We start from the raw sequence: 18,006 nt of genomic DNA, 5'->3' as shown, positions 1-18,006 counted from the left end.
CTTGGCCCCTGCGGTAGACGAGAACGACATACCTGCCGGTTCCCTCACGAACCGGTCACGCACCCTCGACAGACCAATGTGAGAGGGGTCACCCTGTCATTCATCCACGCGGGGAGGCATGGATGGGCAGGAGCCGCAGAACACTTCCGGAGGAGCTTCTGTTGCTCGCACTGGACCCGGCCACGGGTACCACTGCGCAGCCGCAGTCGCTCGACCTCGGTCTGGCCGGTGCACAGCTAGTGGAGCTGGCGCTGGCCGGACGGATAGCCCCAGACGGGGATCGTATCGCCGTGGTGGTGCCACGGCCGACTGGAGATCCGACTTTGGACTGCGCGTTGGAGTTGCTGCGACGGCGTGGCGCTCCCGTGCGGGCTGTTCACTGGATCGGCGGGCCTCGGCTGGGGCTCCGTCAGACCTACCTCTCGCATCTGGAGCGGTGCGGCATGGTGCACGCCGTGGCCGGTCAGATGTGCGGGGTACTGCCGACGACTCGCTATCAGGCGACGGACAACGAGATCAGCCGGGAGATCCGAGCCCGGCTGGACTCCGCGATCCGCACCGGCGTTCCGCCGGACCCGCGGACCGCGGCGCTCGCCGCCCTGGCGCACGCCGTCGGCCTCGGCAAGCATCTGTATCCGGGGAACGAGGGCAGGTCCTCGCGTTCCCGGTTGCGGGATCTGATCCGGCACGACCCCATGGGGGGTCTTGTCGCGCATGCCGTGATGGACGTACAGAACGGCGCTGCCGCGCAGCCGCGCCGTGGACCGGCCGCCACCGGTCGGCAGGGCGCGGCCGGTGCCAGGCCCGCGGTGGAACCCGCACGCGGGGTTCCGATGCAGCCGCACCGTGGATCCATGGCACGCGCCGTGGCCCACTGAGCCGTAACCCCCGTCCCCCAGGCCCGGTTCGGGAGCCGCTGGTCCGAGCGGGGCGGTGAGATCCTCGCGGTCTCACCGCCCCGCTCGACTGCTTCCCGGCCCCCATCGGGTGGCGAGCCATGGCGAACTGACGCGTACGCGCCGCATATCCACCATTTCCCAGCGGTAGAAAGCACCTTGGTGGCAGTCTGCTCAGCAGCAGATACGGAAAGTGTTAAGCAACAGGCAGGCAGCCGGAGGTGCACGTCCCGTGGCGTCCAATGTCAATCCCACCGTCAGGCGGCGCCGGCTGGGCCAGGAGCTGCGCAGGCTCCGCGAGCTCAAAGGCATGACGGCCGAGGAGGTGGCCGAGCGACTGCTCGTGTCGCAGTCGAAGATCAGTCGGCTGGAGAACGGCCGCAGAAGCATCAGTCAGCGCGATGTGCGCGACCTGTGCGGAGTGTACGAGGTCGAGGACCAGCGGATCGTCGACTCGCTGATGGAGATGGCGCGGGACTCGCGGCAGCAGGGGTGGTGGCACACCTTCGGGGACATCCCCTACAGCGTGTACATCGGGCTGGAGACCGACGCCGAGTCGCTGCGGGTCTATGAACCCCAGCTGGTGACGGGCCTGTTGCAGACGCGTGCCTACGCGGAGGCGCTGGTGCAGGGCGCGCTGCCGGAGACGTCGACCGCCGAGATCGAGAAGCGGGTCCAGGTGCGGATGCGCCGACAGGAACGTATCACCGCCGAGAACAACCCGCTCCGGCTCTGGGTCGTGCTCGACGAGGCGTCGTTGCGCCGGGTCGTCGGCAGCAAGCTGGTGATGCGCGAGCAGCTGGAGCATCTGATCGAGATGTCCCAGCTGCCGCACGTCACCGTGCAGGTGCTGCCGTTCGAGGTGGGCGCGCATCCGGGGCTCAACGGCCAGTACGCGATCCTGGAGTTCACCGACGCGGCCGACTCCAGCGTGGTGTACCTGGAGGGCGTCACCAGCGACCTGTACCTGGAGAAGGCCCAGGACGTGCAGAGGTACGCGGTGATGTACGAACATCTGCGGGCGCAGTCCCTCAATGTGGAGCAATCCCGGCAGTACATTGCGAAGGTGGCCAAGCAGTACGCCGAATGAGCCGCTGTCGCGGAGGGCGCCGGATCGTACACCGTCGGTCGGCTTCAGCGGAAGGCCCCCTGGAATATGCCATCCGGTTGAGTGAACGACTACTCCAGCAGTGGCAGTTGCCCGGTAGCGTCGATCACGCCAATCAGACGACACGGTTGGCGTGAACCGCACTATCGCAACTCGCAACAGGAGTGGACATGGCACTGATTCAGGGCGCTTCGGAGACGTGGATGAAGTCCTCCTATTCCGCGGGCAACGGCGCCTGCGTCGAGGTCAAGTCGCCCACCGACGCCGCCGAGCTCGCCGTCCGTGACTCCAAGGCCCTCGAAGGCCCGATCCTGGCCTTCCCCGCTGACGCGTGGAACGCCTTCGTGGCCTCGGTCAAGGCCTAGGGGGCACTCCCTGACCTTCGTCCGTAAAGCCTCCCCGAGGAAGACAACTTCACAAGCACCACCAGAAGAGCCCTCTCGACCAGTCGCCGTCCTTGCCGAGGGGGCTCGGTCGCGCCCGGCCAACGCGCCGATGCCACCGGGCGGATCCTCGCCGCCCGGTGACAGGGACGTCCGGCCCTGCCCCGGGGGCAAGGCCGAGCCGGGCTCAGCCGAGCTGGGCCTCGATGGCCGTCACAACCGCGTCCGCCTCCGGCTCGGTCTGCGGCGAGAAGCGGGCGACGACCTGGCCGTCCCGGCCGATCAGGAACTTCTCGAAGTTCCAGCAGATGTCGCCGCTGTGCCCCTCCGCGTCCGCGAAGCCGGCCAGCTGCTCGTACAGCGGGTGCCTCCCGTCGCCGTTCACCTCGACCTTCTCGGTGAGCGGGAAGGTCACGCCGTACGTCGCCGAGCAGAACTCGGCGATCTCCTCGGCGGTGCCGGGCTCCTGCCCGAGGAACTGGTTGCAGGGCACGCCGAGCACGGTGAAGCCGCGTGCGGCGTAGCGTTCCTGCAGCTTCTCCAGTCCCGTGTACTGCGGGGTGAGGCCGCACTTGGAGGCGACGTTCACGATCAGGACGGCCTTGCCCTGGTACTGGGAGAGGTCGGCGGGGCCGCCGGTGAGGGCGTTGATTTCTACGTTCAGCACGTTGGTCATGCCTGGATGCTAGGCGCTCCGCGGGGCGGGCCGTCGTTCGGCTGCGGGTCCGCTGCGGTTGCTCGCTCCCCTTACCGGCGCTGTCCTGCCGCCTCCATCAAGACGTCACCTGCCGCTGTCCTCGTGTACAGGACCGAGCGGCCTGCTCTGCGCCTCTCCACCAGGCCCGCCTCCCGCAGCACCTTCAGATGGCGGCCCACCGAGCCCAGGGTCTGGCCGGTCACCGCGGTCAGGTGGGTGGTGCTCATGGGGGCGGCGAGGAGGAGCAGGACCTCGGCGCGGGAGGTGCCGAGGAGCGCGGACAGGGCTGACGGGACGGTGCCGGAGCCGGTGTCGGCGAGGGCGCCTGCGCAGGGGTAGATCGCCGCGTAGCGCACCCCGTCCTCCCAGGCCACCCAGCCCGCCCGCTGGACGGTCACCGGCACGAAGAGCAGTTCGGCGCCGGAGATCTCGCGGGGCGGGTACGCGTGGAGGTTGATCTGGAGGCGGTTCTCGCCGAGCCACCGGGTGCGTCCGGGGCGCAGGGCGTCGAGCACGCTCACCCAGCCGCCCCGGCTCACCTGCGCGGTCCGGGCGACCACGTCCGCCTCCAGCACCCGGCGGCGCCGCTCCCAGGACGGCCGTACGGTCTCCTCCCACACCCACTCCAGGAGTACGGCCGCCCGCTCGGGCAGGTCGTCGCGGTCCAGTTCGGCGGGGAGCGGGCCGGCGAGCGCGGTGCGCAGATGGGCGCGGGCCGCGTCGGGCGGGGTCGCGCGCACGCGGGCCACCTCGTCGGGGAACCGCTCGCCGTCGCGGGGCGCGGGCGTCAGGAAGTCGGCGATCCAGTTCCGGCCGAGACCCGCCCGTACCAGCCGTGCCGTCACCGGGTCGGCCCGCAGGCGCGCCCGGTAGGCGGGGAGGTGGGAACGCAGCCACCGCTGCTCACCGGGATGCGCGGCGTCCCCCGCGTGCAGCAGCTTCAGGCAGGCGAAGGTCTCGGCGAGCGGCGAGATGACGAACCGGCTGCGGGCGAGCGTGTCCGCGTTGAGCCGCCACCAGCCCACCTGGGCACCCCCTTGCGGTCGTACGGCCTTTCGCGCTGCCGCGAAACAATAACGGTGGTGTGCGTGCCGCCCGAGACTCCGGGGCATGCCCAGTTACCGATCGCTGTTCCGTACCCCGGAGTTCGGCCCGCTCTTCCTCGGCTCGGCCGCGCAGACCGCCGCGCAGACCGTCGGCGGGCTGGCCCTGGCCACGCTCGTGTACCGGGCGACCGGCTCGCCGCTGTTGTCGGCGGTGAGCATGTTCGGTCCCTCGCTCGCCCAGGTGCTCGGCGCCACCTTTCTGCTGTCCGGCGCCGACCGGCTGCCCCCGCGTACGGCGCTCGGCGCGGTCGCGCTGGTCTTCGCGGCCGGGACGGCGGCGCAGGCGCTGCCCGGACTGCCGGTCGGCGCGGTCTTCGGTGTCGTGCTGGCGCTGGGGCTCGTGGCCTCGCTCGGCGGCGGGGTCCGCTGGGGGCTGCTGAACGAGGTGCTCGGCAGGGACAGCTATCTGCCGGGGCGTTCGCTGTTCAACATGATGAGCGGGCTCATGCAGATCGCCGGGTTCGCCACCGGGGGTGCTTTGCTCGCCGCGCTCTCCCCGCGCGTGTGTCTGCTGCTGGCGGCGGCCCTCTATCTCACGGCCGCGCTGGTGCTGCGGCTCGGGCTGACCGCGCGTCCGCCCCGGGCCACGGGCCGTCCCTCCGCCTCGGCCACCTGGCGCACCAACGCCCTGCTGTGGTCGTCCCGTGCACGCCGTCTCACCTACCTGGGCCTGTGGCTGCCCAACGGAATGGTCGTCGGCTGCGAGTCGCTGTACGTGTCGTACGCGCCGCACGCCGCCGGCACGCTGTTCGCCTGCGGTGCGTTCGGGATGTTCGCCGGGGACGTGACGGTCGGCCGACTGCTGCCGCCCGCCGTACGGCGCCGGCTGGCGACCCCGCTTCTGCTGCTGCTCGCCACGCCGTACCTGGTGTTCTGGGCGTATCCGCCGCTGCCCGTGGCGATGGTGTGCGTGGCGGTCGCCTCCGCCGGGTTCGGTGCGAGTCTGGTCCAGCAGGAACGGCTGATGGAGCTCACCCCGGGCGGACTCGCCGGTCAGGCCCTCGGATTGCACTCGGCGGGGATGCTGACCTTCCAGGGGGTGAGCGCGGCGCTGGCCGGGGCGGTGGCGCAGGTCACCTCGCCCGCCGCGGGGATGACGGTGATGGCGGCGGGCTCGGTGTGCGTCACGCTCGCGCTGGCTACGGCCGGCCGTCGCTCTCCGGAGCCGGTGCAGGTGCAGGGGCAGGGGCACGGGCAGGGGCAGGAGCCTGCCGGGGCACGCCCAGGTCGGCGTCGATCTTCTGGACGGCCCGGTCGAAGTAGCGGAGAAGCTCGACCGGGAAGGGCATGACGAGGGTCGAGTTCTTCTCGGCTGCCACCTCCACGACGGTCTGGAGCAGGCGCAGCTGCATGGCCTCGGGGGTGTCGGACATGATCCTGGAGGCGTTGGCGAGCTGCTGGGCCGCCTGGAACTCGCCGTCGGCGGTGATGACCCGGGCCCGCCGCTCCCGCTCGGCCTCGGCCTGACGGGACATGGACCGCTTCAGCGACTCCGGCAGCTGGACGTCCTTGATCTCGACGCGGTCGATGTGGACGCCCCAGCCGGCGGCCGGGCTGTCGATCATCAGGGCCAGTCCCTCGTGCAGCCGCTCCCGGTCGGAGAGGAGGTCGTCGAGGTCGCTCTTGCCGATGATGGAGCGCAGCGAGGACTGGGCGACCTGGCCGACGGCGAAGACGTAGTCCTGGACCTCGATGGCCGCGCGCACCGGGTCGGTCACCCGGAAGTAGACGACGGCGTCGACCTTCACCGACACGTTGTCCCTGGTGATGCCCTCCTGCGTGGGCACGGGCATGGTCACGACCTGAGTGTTCACCTTGCGCATCCGGTCGGCGAACGGGATCAGGAAGGTGATGCCGGGCTGCCGGTGCTCCGGCAGCGCCTTGCCCCAGCGGAACACCACCCCGCGCTCCACCTGGTTGACGACCCGCATCCCGCTCTTCAGCACGAGCAGCAGGAGCAGCACTATGACGACCACTGCGACGACGGTGCCTTCCATCGGCACTCCCATCTCCGACGCGTTTTCCGTCCGGTACAGGACAACGGGGAGGACACCGTGGCGGGGGTCGGCGGATGCGGCCGGGGCGTCAGGGAAACGTAAAGAAAGCCGGGCGCCGCACGCGGCGGGCCTGTCGCCCGGCTGACCGGGCCTCCAGTGGGCCTGGAGCGGGAGCGGGCAGCGTGGGGGTAGTCGGGCCGCCGGAGCCGGGTGGCCGTTGTCACTGAGGGGAGACGCCGTGTCCCAGGCGGTCAGGAAGACGTATGCGCAGGTCTCCGGGGAGGTCTATGCCGAGGTCCGGACGTTCTACGCATGGCAGATGCGCCGGGTCGACGCGCTGGACATCGAGGGGTTCGCCGCCACGTTCACCGAGGACGGGGAGGTCGTGCACGCGGGCGGGGCCGTGCAGCGCGGGCGGGAGGAGATGCTCGCGGGGATGCGGGCCGCGCTGCCCCGCTACCGCGACATCGCGGTACGGCACTGGTTCGACCACGTGCTGATCGAGCCGGACCCGGCCGACGCGGACACCCTGCACGTGTCGTACTACTCGCTCGTCACCCAGACCGACCGCGAGGGCAACGTCGTCTTCGAGCCGACCTTCACGGTCGAGGACGAGCTGGTGCGCCGGGGCGGAGTCCTCTACACCCGGCGCCGGGTGATCCACCGTGACACCCCGGTGGAGCCGCCCGTGCACGCCGGCTGAGCCCGGGAGGACGACGAACGGGGATGCGCCGGGCGGTCGTACACCGTCCGGCGCATCCCCGTTGTGCTGCCCGGTGGCTCAGGCGTGGCAGGCGGGCAGGCCGCCGTGGAAGGCGACCATCTCCTTGAAGGACGCCACGACGTCGAGCCGGGCGCCCGGGGCCAGGCCCTGCTGTTCGGCGTAGGCGCGGTGCAGATTGCCCACCAGACGCTCGGCGTCGACCAGATCGGCGAACTCGCCGAGGCCGGCGCGCTCCGCGGCCTGGAGCGGGGTCAGGCCGTCGCGCAGGCCGTCCGCGGCCAGGCCCTCCAGCAGCCGCAGATACGCCTCCGTGAAGTCCAGCAGCTCCGGGCCGCCGACCGGTCCGTGCCCCGGGACCACGGTGCGCGGGCCCAGCGCGCGCAGCCGCCGCAGAGCCTCCAGCGAACCGCTGACCGAGCCCATCAGGACGTACGGGGTGACACCCGACCACACGACGTCGCCGGTGAACAGCACCGCCCGCTCGGGGACCCACACCACCACGTCGTTCGCGGTGTGCGCGGGGCCCACATGGAGCAGTTCGGCCCGCAGGCCGCCCGTGTGCAGCGTCAGCGTGTCCTCGAAGGTGAGCGAGGGCAGGGTGAGCGGCGTCTCGCCCCACTCCACCTGCGGCCACAGTCCGCGCAGGTGCAGACCCGCCTCCGCGCTGTCCGCCCGGGTCCCGGCATGCGCGACGACCAGCGCCCGGGGCGTGAACTGGCCGTTGCCGAAGGTGTGGTCGCCGTGGAAGTGGGTGTTGACCACGAAGTCCACCCCGCCGGGCACGACCCGCTCGACGGCCTCGCGCAGCCGCCGGGTACGGGCCTCGGTGGCCGCCGTGTCGACGAGGACCGCGCGGTCCTCGCCGACCACCAGGCCCGCGTTGTTCACGCACCATCCGCCACCGGGCTGCACATACGCGTACACCCCCTCCGCCACCCGCTCCAGTGACGGCGGCGCCTGGACCGGAGCGCTCATGCCGCCCTGCCCCGGTCCACCGCGGCCGGCGCGGCAGCGGCGAGGTGCGCGTACGCGCCGCGGTGGAAGACGAGCGGCTGCGCCTCACCGGGCCGGTTGTGCACGGTCACCACCCGGCCGATGAGCAGGACGTGGTCGCCGGCCTCGTGCTCGTCGTACAGCTCGCACTCGAAGTACGCCTCGGCCGAGGGGACCACGGCGTGACCGAGCACCCCCTCGACCGCGCCGAGACGCGCCATCGCGGCCCGGCCCGCCGGGCGGTCCGGACGGCAGAACTCCTGGGCGAGGTCGCGCTGCGGCTCGCCGAGCACGTTCACGGCGAAGCCCCCGCCGCGCACGATGTGCGGACGCATCCGGCCGTCCGCCTTGACCGATACCAGCAGCAGCATCGGATCGAGGGACACCGAGGTCAGACTGTTCAGGGTCATGACGATCGTGTCGTCGCCGCTGCCCCGCGTGAGCAGGGTGACCCCGGTGGGGAAGCGGCCCATCGCGGCCCGGAAGGCGGCGACGTCGGTGGTGGGTTCGGCGAGCAGCGTGCCACCGGTGTCGGTCATCGGTCAGGCTCCGTCTCTCGTAGCGGGGTCGGCGGCGGTCGGAGGGAATCAGTAGTTGCCCAGGCCGCCGCAGACGTTGAGCGCCTGGGCGGTGATGGAGGCGGCGGTGTCCGAGGCGAGATAGCCGACCAGGCCCGCCACCTCCTCGGGCGTGGAGTAACGGCCCAGCGGGATCTTCGCGTTGAACTTCGCGAGCATGTCCCGCTCGCTCACGCCGTAGTGGTCGGCGTAGCCCTGCCGGACCCGCTGTGCCATCGGCGTCTCGACATAGCCGGGGCACACCGCGTTCACCGTGATGCCGGTCTTCGCCAGCTCCTTGCCCACGGCCTTGGTGAAGCCCACGACGCCGTGTTTCGAGGCCGAGTAGGGCGCGGCCAGCTCGACGCCCTGTTTGCCGCCGGTGGAGGCGATGTTGATGACGCGGCCCCAGTCGCCGTCCCGCATCCGCCCGGTGCTCAGCACCTCGCGGGTCACCCGGAACGTGCCGTTGAGGTTGGTGTCGATCACGTCGAGCCACAGGGCGTCCGGCAGCTCGGCGGTGACGCCGCCGCCGCCCCGGCCCGCGTTGTTGACGAGGATGTCGATCCGCCCGTACGCGGCCACCGCCGCCTCCACGGCGGCCTTCACCTGCTCGCTGGAGGTGACGTCGCAGACCGCGCCGGAGACCTCCAGGCCCTCCTCGCGCAGCCGCTTCACCATCGCGCTGACGCTTTCCTCGGCGCGCGCCACCCCGAACACCGCCGCCCCCTGCCGGGCCAGCAGCTCGGTCACGGCCAGCCCGATCCCGCTGGTCGCGCCGGTGACGAAGGCAACCCGTCGTCCCGCTTCTGTCATCGTGCTCTCCCAAGAGGTCGTGGGCCGGGAACGGGACGACCGTGACCGGGGGGCCTAGGACGCGGCTTGCCTCTGGCCGGAGCGGGTGCGGGCCGCGCCCCGAAAGGGGCGCGGGGAACTGCGCGACCGGCCACGACGGCGCCGCAGCCGAAAGACGACCCATCGCGGCACCACCGGCGGTCCGGCGCATATCGAGCCCCACACGCCAGCGTGAGCGAACCTGTGCAGCCCCTGACGAGGAGGACCCGTGCCCGAAAAGACACAAACCATCCCCGATGTGCGCAAGTCGGTGACCGTCGAGGCCGGCGCAGCGGACTGCTTCCGGGTGTTCACCGAGCACCCCGCCGAGTGGTGGCCGCCCTCCCATGTGCTGGTCAAGAAGGAGCGGGCCGGGCTCGCCTTCGACCCGGGTGTGGGCGGCCGGTACTACGAGTGGGACGTGGAGGGCACCGAGATCGCCTGGGGCCGGGTCCTGGAGTGGGAGCCGGGCCGCCGGCTCGTCATGACCTGGCGCATCGACGGCAACTGGCAGTCCATCCCGGACGACGAGCGGGCCAGTGAGATCGAGGTCGACTTCGAGCCCGTCGACGCCACGCACACCAGGGTGTCGCTCGCACACGTCAAGCTGCACCGGCACGGCGAGGGCGCCGAGCGGATCTTCCGCGCCCTGGACGGCCCCAGCCCGGGGGAGACCCTGGAGCGCTTCGCGCAGGCCGTCGCGCGCGGCGTCTGACCGGTCTCGTCACGACAGGAGGTCACAGGGATGGGACACGACTCCGACAACGCAACAGGACTGCTGCCCGCCGCCGACAAGCTGGCGCTGCTCGCGGCCGAGCACGCCCCCGAGGCGGACCGGCGGCGCGCGCTCGCCCCGGCGGTCACCGGGGCACTGACCGAGGCCGGGTTCGCCCGGCACTTCGTGGCCGGGCGGTGGGGTGGCAGCGAGGGCACGTTCGGTGAGCTGACCCGTGCGGTCCTCACCGTCGGCGAGGGCTGTGCGGCCACCGCGTGGTGCGCGTCGCTGGCCGCGTACTCGGCGCGGTTCGCCGCCCACCTGCCCGCCGAGGGGCACCGGGCGCTGTGGGGCGAGAGCCCGGACACGGTCATCGCCACGGGGCTCATGCCGGCGGGGCGGGCCCGGCCGGCCGACGGCGGCTGGCGGCTCGCCGGCCGCTGGGCGTACGTCAGCGGCATCGACTTCGCCGACTGGGCGCTGCTGTGCGCGGCGGTGGCCCCGCCGGACGGTGACGGGCCGGCGGAACTGCGGTTCTTCGCGCTGCCCCAGGACGCGTTCAGCGTCGAACGGACCTGGGACAGCGTGGGGATGCGGGCCACCGGCAGCCACACGGTCGTCGTGGACGACGTCCTCGTACCGGACCATCTGTCGTTCGCCCGTGCCGACATGCTCAGCGGACGCAACGCCACCTCCGACGTGCCGGCCCACAACGTGCCGTTCCAGGCCGTCGGCGGGCTGACCTTCATCGCGCCCGTGGTGGGCGCCGCCGCCGGTGCGCTGCGGGCGGCAGGCGGGCTGCTGACCGGGCGCAAGCGCACCGTCACCGCCGAGACCAAGCTGGTACGGGCCTCCGGGCGCATCGACGCGGCCCGGCACCTCGTCGAGCAGAACGCCGACGTCCTCGACACCCGCGCCTTCACGCCCGAGCTGATGGCACGCAACGAGCGCAATGCCACCTTCTCCGCCGAACTCCTCCAGGAAGCCCTGGAGTTGCTGGTCCGCGCCACCGGCACCGGCGGCCTCGGCGAGACGCACGCCCTGCAGCGGATATGGCGGGACGTCACCTCGGCCACCAGCCATGTCGCCCTGCAGTACGACACCGCGGCCCGCAGGACCTACTCCACGGTGCTGCTCGGCCCCGCCGACGCCTGAGGACGCCGGACGCCTGGGGGCACCCGGCACCGGACCGGCTCCAGTTCCAGCCGACTTGGTCTCCATCACCGGTTCCTACGGTGGTGGAGACCTTGGCGGCTACAGCGAAGGAGTCACGGTGACTGCCCTTCAGGAATCCGATGTGTACCCCCTGCCCGGTTCGTCGTACCGGGGACCGGCACCGCGTTACGCGGAGCTGCGCCAGACCCGGCCGGTGGTCAAGGTGCGCACCACGGGCGGGGTGGACGCCTGGCTGGTGACCCGCTACCAGGACGTGCGGGAGCTGTCCGCCGATCCCCGGCTGAGCCGGGCCATGGCCTGCGGCGAGGGCGCCCCCCGGATCGGCGGCACCATGCACACCACCCCGGAGATGATCATCTCGCTCGACTCGCCCGAGCACTCCCGGCTGCGCAAGCTGGTGGCCGGAGCCTTCACGATGCGCCGGATCGAGCGCATGCGGGACAACGTGCAGAAGGTCTGCGACGAACTGCTCGACGCCATCCAGGCCCGCGGCGGCACCGCCGACCTGGTGCAGGAGTTCGCGGTGCCGCTGCCGCTGACCGTCATCGGTGAGCTGCTCGGCGTACCCGCCGAGGACCTGCGGACCTTCGAGAAATGGGCCCGTGCCTTCGCCACCGTCGACGAGCGGGCCGGCGGCAAGGAGTCCCTCGACGGGCTCGCCAAGCTCAGCGAGTACATCGTCGGCCTCATCGCCGAGAAGCGGGCCAACCCCACCGACGACATGCTCTCCGAGCTGATCGCCGCCCGCGACAACGACGACCGGCTCAGCGAGCAGGAGCTGGTCACCTTCGGTTTCACGCTCATCGGCGCGGGCTTCGACACCACCGCCAACCAGCTCGCCAACTCCGTGCTCGCGCTGCTGGTGGACGCCCGCGACAAGTGGGACTGGCTGCGCGAGGACCACTCCCGGATCCCGGTGGCCGTCGAGGAACTCCTGCGGCACGTCAACCTGTTCGCCACCGACACCTCCGGGTTCCCGCGGATCGCGGCCGAGGACATCGAGGTCGGCGGCGTGACCATCCGCAAGGGCGACGCGGTGCTGCTCGCCCTGGCCTCCGCCAACCGGGACGAGGCCGTCTTCACCGACCCGGACCGGCTCGACCTGGCCCGCGCGCACAACCCGCACATCTCCTTCGGCCACGGCCTGCACTACTGCCTGGGCAAGCACCTGGGCCGCATGGAGCTGGTGATCGCCATCGAGGGCCTGGTGTCCCGCTTCCCCGACCTGCGTCTGGCAGTGCCGGAGTCCGAACTGCCGTGGCACGTGGGCGAGATCAACCACACGCTGACCAGCCTGCCGGTGGTCTGGGGGGACTGAGCGCAGCCGCCCCGCGGACAGCACACAAGAGCCGGTCCCGGAACCCGCCAGGGGTCCCGGGACCGGCTCTCCGGCTACGGCGGTCAGCTCGCGGCGGCGCCGGCGTCCTTGACCGGGCCCATCACCGCGAACCGCGCGCCCTGGTCGTCGGCGACGAGGGCGGAGCGCCCGAACGGGCTGTCCGACGGCTCACGGCTCACGCTGCCGCCGAGCTCCAGCACCTTCGCCACCGTCTCGTCGGTGTCGGCCACCGAGAAGTAGACGAGGGCGTGCGCGGGGACCTCGGCCGGGATGAACTCGCCCATCTGCAGGCGCCCGGCGACCGGCTGCGGGTTGCCCTGCTGGAACCACAGCTTGAAGTCGAAGGGGCCCTCGGAGATCTGCTGGCCGGTGAAGCCGAACACGGTCTCGTAGAACGGGTCGACGGCGGCCTTGTCCCGGGTGTAGATCTCCGGCCAGAAGAACGAGCCGGGCACCCCCTGGACGTCGAACCCCGCACGCGTGCCCGGCTGCCAGGCGCCGAAGTGCGCCCCGCCCGGGTCGGTCGCCACCAGCAGGGTCCCGGCGTCGCCGATCGCGGTCGGCTCCACCACGACCTTGCCGCCGGCCTCCCCGATGCGCCGGGCCAGGTCCTGTGCGTCCGGGGTGGCGAAGTACAGGTTCCAGGCGGCGGGGGCACCGCCCTGCGCGGCCGCGAGGGCGGCGACGTTCCCGCCGTCCTTCAGCGCCGGCGTGTAGAAGCCGAACCGCTCGTCACCCGGCTCGAAGGTCCAGCCGAGGAGCGCCCCGTAGAAGCGTCGCGCGGCGTCCAGGTCGGGGACGCTGACGTCGACCCAGCACGGGGATCCGGCGGCGAATGCGGTCATGTCTGCCTCATTTCGTTGCAGCGGGGGGTACACAGGCGTGGTCATGACGCACGCTAGGGGAGTCCGGTGGAGCGGCGGACGAGAACGGCCCGCGCCCGGCTCGAGGGGAAGGAGCCGGGCGCGGGCCGTGGGCGCGGTGGGGGCGCGGGGGTCAGGGCGTCCGGGTGCCGCGCGCGCTGACCGTGATGGGGCCGAGGCGGGCACCGGTCTTCTCGACGACGGTGAACGCGACGGCGGTCGTGGTGAAGGTGTCGCCGCAGACCCGGCCCTGGTGGACCGCGTACACGGTGCCCGGGTAGGTGCCGCCGCCGTCGGCCACGTCGGGCCCGCCGTGCGTGATGGAGAACGCGAACGAACCGTCGGGCCGCGCCGTCCAGTACCCGGTGCCCGGGTACTGGGGCTTGCCGTCCGGGCCGGGCGCGCCGTCCGTGGTCAGTGTGTGGTCGGCGGCGAAGGTGAAGTGCGAGGTCGAGGTCACCGCGTCCGGCCCGGTGCCGATGGTGACGGCGGTGGTCCAGGTGCCCACCGGGGACACCGCCGGGGAGCCCTCGTCGGCGGACGCGGTGGAGGCGGCCCCGGTGAGTACCGCGGCCACCAGGACGAGCCACAGGCCGAGGGCTCGCAGGGTGGCGCGGCGGGGCCGCACAGGAGCGGTCGTGCGGGTGTCAGACATGGGGGGAACCTCTCGACGTGGGGCGGAGTCTGACCCGGGTCAGCCGCGCCGGCCCGCGCGGCGTGGGTCACTGGGTGGTGGCGTCGGACACCTTGACGGCCTGTGCGCTGACCGAGATCGGGCCCTGCGTGGTGCCGTCCTGCTGGGTGGTGAACGCGTAGGCGTGGGTGCTGAAACGGGTGCCGTGACGGCTGAGGTGCCCGATGTGCTCGGCCTGCACGGCACCGAGGTAGGCGCCGTCCGGACGGCCGTTGTGGTTGATGTACATCGCGATGTCGCCGCGGTCGTCCTCGTTCCAGAAGCCGTGGGCGACGTAGGCGGGCACGCCGTCGCTGTCCTTCGGGCCCTCCGCCGACAGCCGGTGGTCCGGGGCGAACACGAAGCGCGGCGTGGTGACCGCCGCGCCGCCGTCCGGCGTGGTGACGGACACCGTGAGGTCCCAGGTGCCGACCAGGGAGTCGGTGCCGGGAGCCGCGCCACTGGGCGCCGCCGACAGGGTCAGCGCCCCGGCGATCGCGGCGGACACGGTCAGCGACGCCAGCAGGGTGCGGCGGGATCTCGGGGTGCGGCGGGTACGGGCGGCTACGGTCGGTCTGGTCTCGGACATGTGGGGACAGCCTCTCTCGTGCTGGTGCCGGTTGCTGGTGCTCCGGTCCGTCTGGTCGGTGGACGGGGTCATGCGTGGGCCGGGGCCGGTGAAGTCGGCTTGATGACGAAGGACTTGAGGTCGAAACCCGGGGTGCGGGCCTCGGCGGGGGAGGGACCGGTGCCCGACGCCAGCAGGCGGCGGGCGATGGCGTGGTCCGCGGGCCTGCCGACCGACTCGACGCCGGTCAGCCGGCCCTGGCGGAAACCGAGCACGGAGAAGCGGGCCCCGTCGGGATCGCCGACGGTCACCGTCTCGTCGTGCCCCGCGGTCAGTCCGGCCATCTGCAGCCGCAGCGCGTACTGCTCGGACCAGAACCAGGGGACCGCGGTGTACGGGGCGGACTCGCCGCAGATCGCGGCGGCCACGCACCGGGCCTGGTCCGACGCGTTCTGCACCGACTCCAGGCGAATGTGGCGCCCTTGCCGGGCGCTGGGGAAACGGGCGCAGTCGCCGATCGCGTACACGGACCGGTCGTCCGTGCGCAGCCACTGGTCGACGATGACGCCGTCACCGACGAGGAGCCCGGCCTCGGCGGCGAGCCGGGTCTCGGGCAGCGCGCCGACACCGACGATCACAAGGTCCGCGGGCAGCCGCCGGCCGTCCAGCAGCTGCACCCCCGCGACCTCGCCCGCGGGCGTTCCGTGCAGGGCCGTGACCTCCGCGCCGAGCAGCAGCCGTACTCCCTGTCGCCCGTGCCGGCCGGCCAGCCAGGCGGACATCTGCGGGGTGAGCGCGCGGGCGAGGACGCGGCGCTGCGCCTCCACCACCGTGACGTCGTGACCCAGGCCGCGTGCGGTGGCGGCCGTCTCCAGTCCGACGAACCCGGCGCCGAGCACGACGACCTGCCGGGGCGGCCCGGAGAGCAGACCGCGCAGCGCCTCCGCGTCGGCGAGCGTGCGCAGCGTCAGCACACCGGACAGGTCCATGCCGGGCACGGGCAGGGTGCGTGGCCGGGAACCGGTGGCGAGGACCAGCTTGTCGTAGCGGAGCGTGCCGCCCGAGGCCAGCCGGACCCGCTGCACGTCCACGTCGATGCGCTCCGCACGGTCTCCGCAGACCAGGGCGATGTCCTGGGCGGTGAAGAACGACTCGGTGCGCAGCGTCAGTTCGTCGTGGCCGGTGGCGCCGGTGAGGAAGCCCTTGGACAGCGGCGGCCGCTGGTACGGCGGCACCGGCTCCTCGCCGACCAGGGTGACCGGTCCGCCGTAGCCCTTGGCGCGCAGCGCGGCCGCCGTGTCCAGGCCGCCCTGTCCGGCGCCGATGACGACGACCCCCCGGGCGGCCATCAGCTCTGCGCCTCGGGCAGCTGCACCACGAGCCCGTCGAGCTCCTCGGTGACCGGAAGCTGGCAGCTGAGCCGGCTGTTCTCCCGGCGGGGGCAGGCCGTGCCGTACAGCACGTCGTCCTCGACGGAGTCCATCGCCGGCAGCGGCACGGTGGTGTCCTCGTCCACGTAGACGTGGCAGGTGCCGCACTGCGCGGAGCCGCCGCACTGCGCCTCGATGCCGTCGATGTTGTTGAGCTTCGCGCCGCGCATGACCGTGTTGGGTGCCTGGACGTCGACGACGGTGGCGGTGCCGTTCGGATGCAGATAGGTGATCTTGGCCATGGCGCTCTCCTCGGGGAATGTCGTCCGGCCCTGCGGCGGTACGGGATCCGGTCTGCGGCGGCAGCGGATCCGCCCCGCTCACGTACGGAGGGGGACTGTGGGCGCCCGGTCTTGAGACGCCCTTGAGCGCTCCTCAGGCGGATGGCCGGATCCGTACGGCTCGACCCGGCCGCGATCGGCCGTCGACCGTCCGGGCGCAGCGTGCCCGCATGACCGCTTCGACCGTGCGCCCCGCCGCGACGCCCGTCCGCACCGGGCCGCGGCTCGGGCTCGTCCTCGCCGCCTGCTGCCTGGGCCAGTTCATGAACGTGCTCGACGCCTCGGTGGTCAACGTGGCACTGCCCGCCATCGCCGGGGACCTGCACTTCGACCGGCACCACCTGCAGCTGGTCAACAACGCCTACACCGTCGTCGTGTGCGGCTTCCTGCTGCTCGGCGGCAGACTCGCCGACCTGTTCGGGCAGCGCAGGATCTTCCTCGCCGGTGTCGGCCTGTTCACGCTCGCCAGCGCCGTCGGCGGGGTGGCGCACAGCCCCGCGACCCTGATCCTGGCCCGCGCCTTCCAGGGCCTGGGCGCCGCCGTCATGGCGCCCGCCACGCTGACCGTGCTCGGTACGACGTTCACCCGGCCGGAGGCACGGGCGAAGGCCTTCGGCTGGTGGAGCGGGGTGTCCGGGGCGGCGGGGGCGGTCGGGGTGCTGGCCGGCGGGGCGATCACCGAGTGGCTGTCCTGGCGCTGGACCCTGCTGGTCAACGTGCCCATCGGGCTGGTCCTGTGCGCGGCCGTCCACTGGGTCGTGCCGCGCGGGCCGCGCCGCGACGGGCCGCGCCCCCGCCTCGACGTTCCCGGTGCCGTCACCGTCACGCTCGGTCTGATGGCGGTGGTCTGCGCGGTCGCCGAGGCGGACACCTACGGCTGGACGTCGGCGGCCGTCCTCGCCCCGCTCGTCGGCGGGACCGCGCTGCTCGTGCTGTTCGTGCTGATCCAGGCACGGTTCGCCCGGCATCCGCTGGTGCCGCTCGACGTCTTCCGGATCCGCTCGGTGGCCGCCGCCAACCTGGTCGCCTTCTTCGGCGTCGCGGCACTGTTCAGCACCTTCTACTTCTTCACGCTGCTGCTGCAGCAGGTCCTCGGCTACAGCCCCGTACGCACCGGCCTGAGCTACCTGCCGCTGTCGGTGGGCATCGCCCTCGGCGGCTGGGGTGTCTCCGGGCTCGTCCCGCGCACCGGGCCGCGGCCCGTGCTGCTGGCCGGGCTGTCGCTGTCCTGCCTCGGCCTGCTGTGGCTGGCGCAGGCGGACGCGGACGCGGCCTACGTCACGGACCTCCTGGGCCCCGTGCTGCTGCTCGGCTTCGGCATGGGCGCGGTGCTCAACGCGACGACGAACGCCGCCACCGCCGGCCTGCCCGCCCACCAGGCCGGCCTGGGCTCCGGGCTGCTCAACAGCACGCGCCAACTCGGCAGTGCCCTCGGTCTGGTGACGCTGGCCGCGCTGTCGGCCCACCGCATCGACGAGGCGTCGTCCCCCGGCCCGGCGCCCTCCCCCCACGCCCTCGCCTCCGGCTACGGCCTCGCGCTGACCGGCGCCGCCGTCTTCGCGGCCCTCGGCCTCCTCGCCGCGCTGGCGGTGCCGGGGCGCAGGGCTGTGTAGACACGCGGCTCCGCCGCGGGGAGCGAGCAGCCGTCCAGAGCGTCTCGAGCCAC

The 18,006-nt window shown here is 72.4% G+C and carries 19 protein-coding genes and 1 pseudogene; 9 read left to right on the top strand and 11 right to left on the bottom strand.

Going from position 1 to position 18,006, the window contains the following annotated elements:
- Positions 1–122 precede the first annotated feature (122 nt).
- The 3 genes from ABZ624_RS07005 to ABZ624_RS06995 all read left to right on the top strand — a co-directional run bounded on the left by ABZ624_RS07005 (position 123) and on the right by ABZ624_RS06995 (position 2,369).
- Positions 123–878, top strand: a complete 756-nt coding sequence (locus ABZ624_RS07005) for a GPP34 family phosphoprotein (RefSeq protein ID WP_360083445.1) — start codon at positions 123–125, stop codon at positions 876–878.
- Between the two features lie 250 nt (positions 879–1,128).
- On the top strand, positions 1,129–1,986 hold the full coding sequence (locus ABZ624_RS07000; protein WP_351239292.1) for a helix-turn-helix transcriptional regulator: 858 nt from the start codon (positions 1,129–1,131) through the stop codon (positions 1,984–1,986).
- 188 nt (positions 1,987–2,174) lie between these two features.
- On the top strand, positions 2,175–2,369 hold the full coding sequence (locus tag ABZ624_RS06995; protein WP_360083443.1) for a DUF397 domain-containing protein: 195 nt from the start codon (positions 2,175–2,177) through the stop codon (positions 2,367–2,369).
- Positions 2,370–2,574: 205 nt separating this feature from the next.
- Here the strand turns inward: ABZ624_RS06995 and ABZ624_RS06990 are convergent, their stop codons facing one another.
- Together ABZ624_RS06990 and ABZ624_RS06985 are read right to left on the bottom strand one after the other, a co-directional pair.
- Complete coding sequence (locus ABZ624_RS06990) at positions 2,575–3,063, bottom strand: glutathione peroxidase (protein WP_360083441.1); 489 nt, start codon at positions 3,061–3,063, stop codon at positions 2,575–2,577.
- Between the two features lie 71 nt (positions 3,064–3,134).
- Positions 3,135–4,109: a helix-turn-helix domain-containing protein gene (locus tag ABZ624_RS06985; protein ID WP_360083439.1), complete on the bottom strand. Its 975-nt coding sequence runs from the start codon at positions 4,107–4,109 to the stop codon at positions 3,135–3,137.
- 85 nt (positions 4,110–4,194) lie between these two features.
- Here ABZ624_RS06985 and ABZ624_RS06980 point away from each other — a divergent pair, with 85 nt between their 5' ends.
- Positions 4,195–5,481, top strand: coding sequence for an MFS transporter (locus ABZ624_RS06980; protein ID WP_360083437.1), 1,287 nt, complete (start codon positions 4,195–4,197; stop codon positions 5,479–5,481).
- Here ABZ624_RS06980 and ABZ624_RS06975 read toward each other — a convergent pair.
- Positions 5,438–6,187, bottom strand: a pseudogene (locus ABZ624_RS06975) (slipin family protein); the annotation flags it as partial. The gene ABZ624_RS06980 and the pseudogene ABZ624_RS06975 overlap by 44 nt on opposite strands.
- 238 nt (positions 6,188–6,425) lie before the next feature.
- On the opposite strand from ABZ624_RS06975, the gene ABZ624_RS06970 reads away from it, so the two are divergent.
- Positions 6,426–6,890, top strand: a complete 465-nt coding sequence (locus ABZ624_RS06970; protein WP_360083435.1) for a nuclear transport factor 2 family protein — start codon at positions 6,426–6,428, stop codon at positions 6,888–6,890.
- 78 nt (positions 6,891–6,968) lie between these two features.
- Here ABZ624_RS06970 and ABZ624_RS06965 read toward each other — a convergent pair whose 3' ends face one another.
- The 3 genes from ABZ624_RS06965 to ABZ624_RS06955 are packed head-to-tail and all read right to left on the bottom strand — an operon-like array spanning position 6,969 to position 9,277.
- A complete protein-coding gene (locus ABZ624_RS06965; RefSeq protein ID WP_360083433.1) occupies positions 6,969–7,886 on the bottom strand; it encodes an MBL fold metallo-hydrolase in 918 nt (305 codons plus the stop codon).
- Complete coding sequence (locus tag ABZ624_RS06960; protein ID WP_360083431.1) at positions 7,883–8,443, bottom strand: flavin reductase family protein; 561 nt, start codon at positions 8,441–8,443, stop codon at positions 7,883–7,885. Before ABZ624_RS06960 ends, ABZ624_RS06965 begins: the two co-directional genes overlap by 4 nt.
- Positions 8,444–8,491: 48 nt before the next feature.
- Entirely contained in the window at positions 8,492–9,277 is a 786-nt protein-coding gene (locus tag ABZ624_RS06955) for an SDR family NAD(P)-dependent oxidoreductase (RefSeq protein WP_360083429.1), read from the bottom strand.
- A gap of 247 nt (positions 9,278–9,524) precedes the next feature.
- Here ABZ624_RS06955 and ABZ624_RS06950 point away from each other — a divergent pair, with 247 nt between their 5' ends.
- The 3 genes from ABZ624_RS06950 to ABZ624_RS06940 all read left to right on the top strand — a co-directional run bounded on the left by ABZ624_RS06950 (position 9,525) and on the right by ABZ624_RS06940 (position 12,504).
- Positions 9,525–10,010 (top strand): SRPBCC family protein, encoded by a 486-nt coding sequence (locus ABZ624_RS06950; RefSeq protein ID WP_360083427.1) that lies wholly within the window; start codon positions 9,525–9,527, stop codon positions 10,008–10,010.
- Positions 10,011–10,040: 30 nt separating this feature from the next.
- Positions 10,041–11,165, top strand: coding sequence for a hydrolase (locus tag ABZ624_RS06945; protein WP_360083425.1), 1,125 nt, complete (start codon positions 10,041–10,043; stop codon positions 11,163–11,165).
- A gap of 118 nt (positions 11,166–11,283) precedes the next feature.
- Positions 11,284–12,504, top strand: a complete 1,221-nt coding sequence (locus tag ABZ624_RS06940) for a cytochrome P450 (protein WP_360083423.1) — start codon at positions 11,284–11,286, stop codon at positions 12,502–12,504.
- 83 nt (positions 12,505–12,587) lie between these two features.
- On the opposite strand, the gene ABZ624_RS06935 is transcribed toward ABZ624_RS06940, so the two are convergent.
- The 5 genes from ABZ624_RS06935 to ABZ624_RS06915 form a co-directional block, all read right to left on the bottom strand.
- Positions 12,588–13,370: a VOC family protein gene (locus ABZ624_RS06935; protein WP_360083421.1), complete on the bottom strand. Its 783-nt coding sequence runs from the start codon at positions 13,368–13,370 to the stop codon at positions 12,588–12,590.
- A gap of 151 nt (positions 13,371–13,521) precedes the next feature.
- Entirely contained in the window at positions 13,522–14,043 is a 522-nt protein-coding gene (locus ABZ624_RS06930) for a hypothetical protein (protein WP_360083419.1), read from the bottom strand.
- 67 nt (positions 14,044–14,110) lie between these two features.
- A complete protein-coding gene (locus tag ABZ624_RS06925; protein WP_360083417.1) occupies positions 14,111–14,650 on the bottom strand; it encodes a hypothetical protein in 540 nt (179 codons plus the stop codon).
- A gap of 68 nt (positions 14,651–14,718) precedes the next feature.
- Positions 14,719–15,978 (bottom strand): FAD-dependent oxidoreductase, encoded by a 1,260-nt coding sequence (locus ABZ624_RS06920; RefSeq protein WP_360083415.1) that lies wholly within the window; start codon positions 15,976–15,978, stop codon positions 14,719–14,721.
- Entirely contained in the window at positions 15,978–16,301 is a 324-nt protein-coding gene (locus ABZ624_RS06915; RefSeq protein WP_360083413.1) for a 2Fe-2S iron-sulfur cluster-binding protein, read from the bottom strand. Before ABZ624_RS06915 ends, ABZ624_RS06920 begins: the two co-directional genes overlap by 1 nt.
- A gap of 209 nt (positions 16,302–16,510) precedes the next feature.
- Here ABZ624_RS06915 and ABZ624_RS06910 point away from each other — a divergent pair, with 209 nt between their 5' ends.
- Positions 16,511–17,953, top strand: coding sequence for an MFS transporter (locus tag ABZ624_RS06910; protein WP_360083411.1), 1,443 nt, complete (start codon positions 16,511–16,513; stop codon positions 17,951–17,953).
- The last annotated feature ends 53 nt before the right edge of the window (positions 17,954–18,006 follow it).

This window comes from Streptomyces sp. NPDC007205 (assembly GCF_040634095.1).
In the GTDB taxonomy this organism is placed as follows: Bacteria; Actinomycetota; Actinomycetes; order Streptomycetales; family Streptomycetaceae; genus Streptomyces.
The sequence above is the reverse complement of the archived record's forward strand: the minus strand, read 5'-3'. Positions and strand labels throughout refer to the sequence as shown.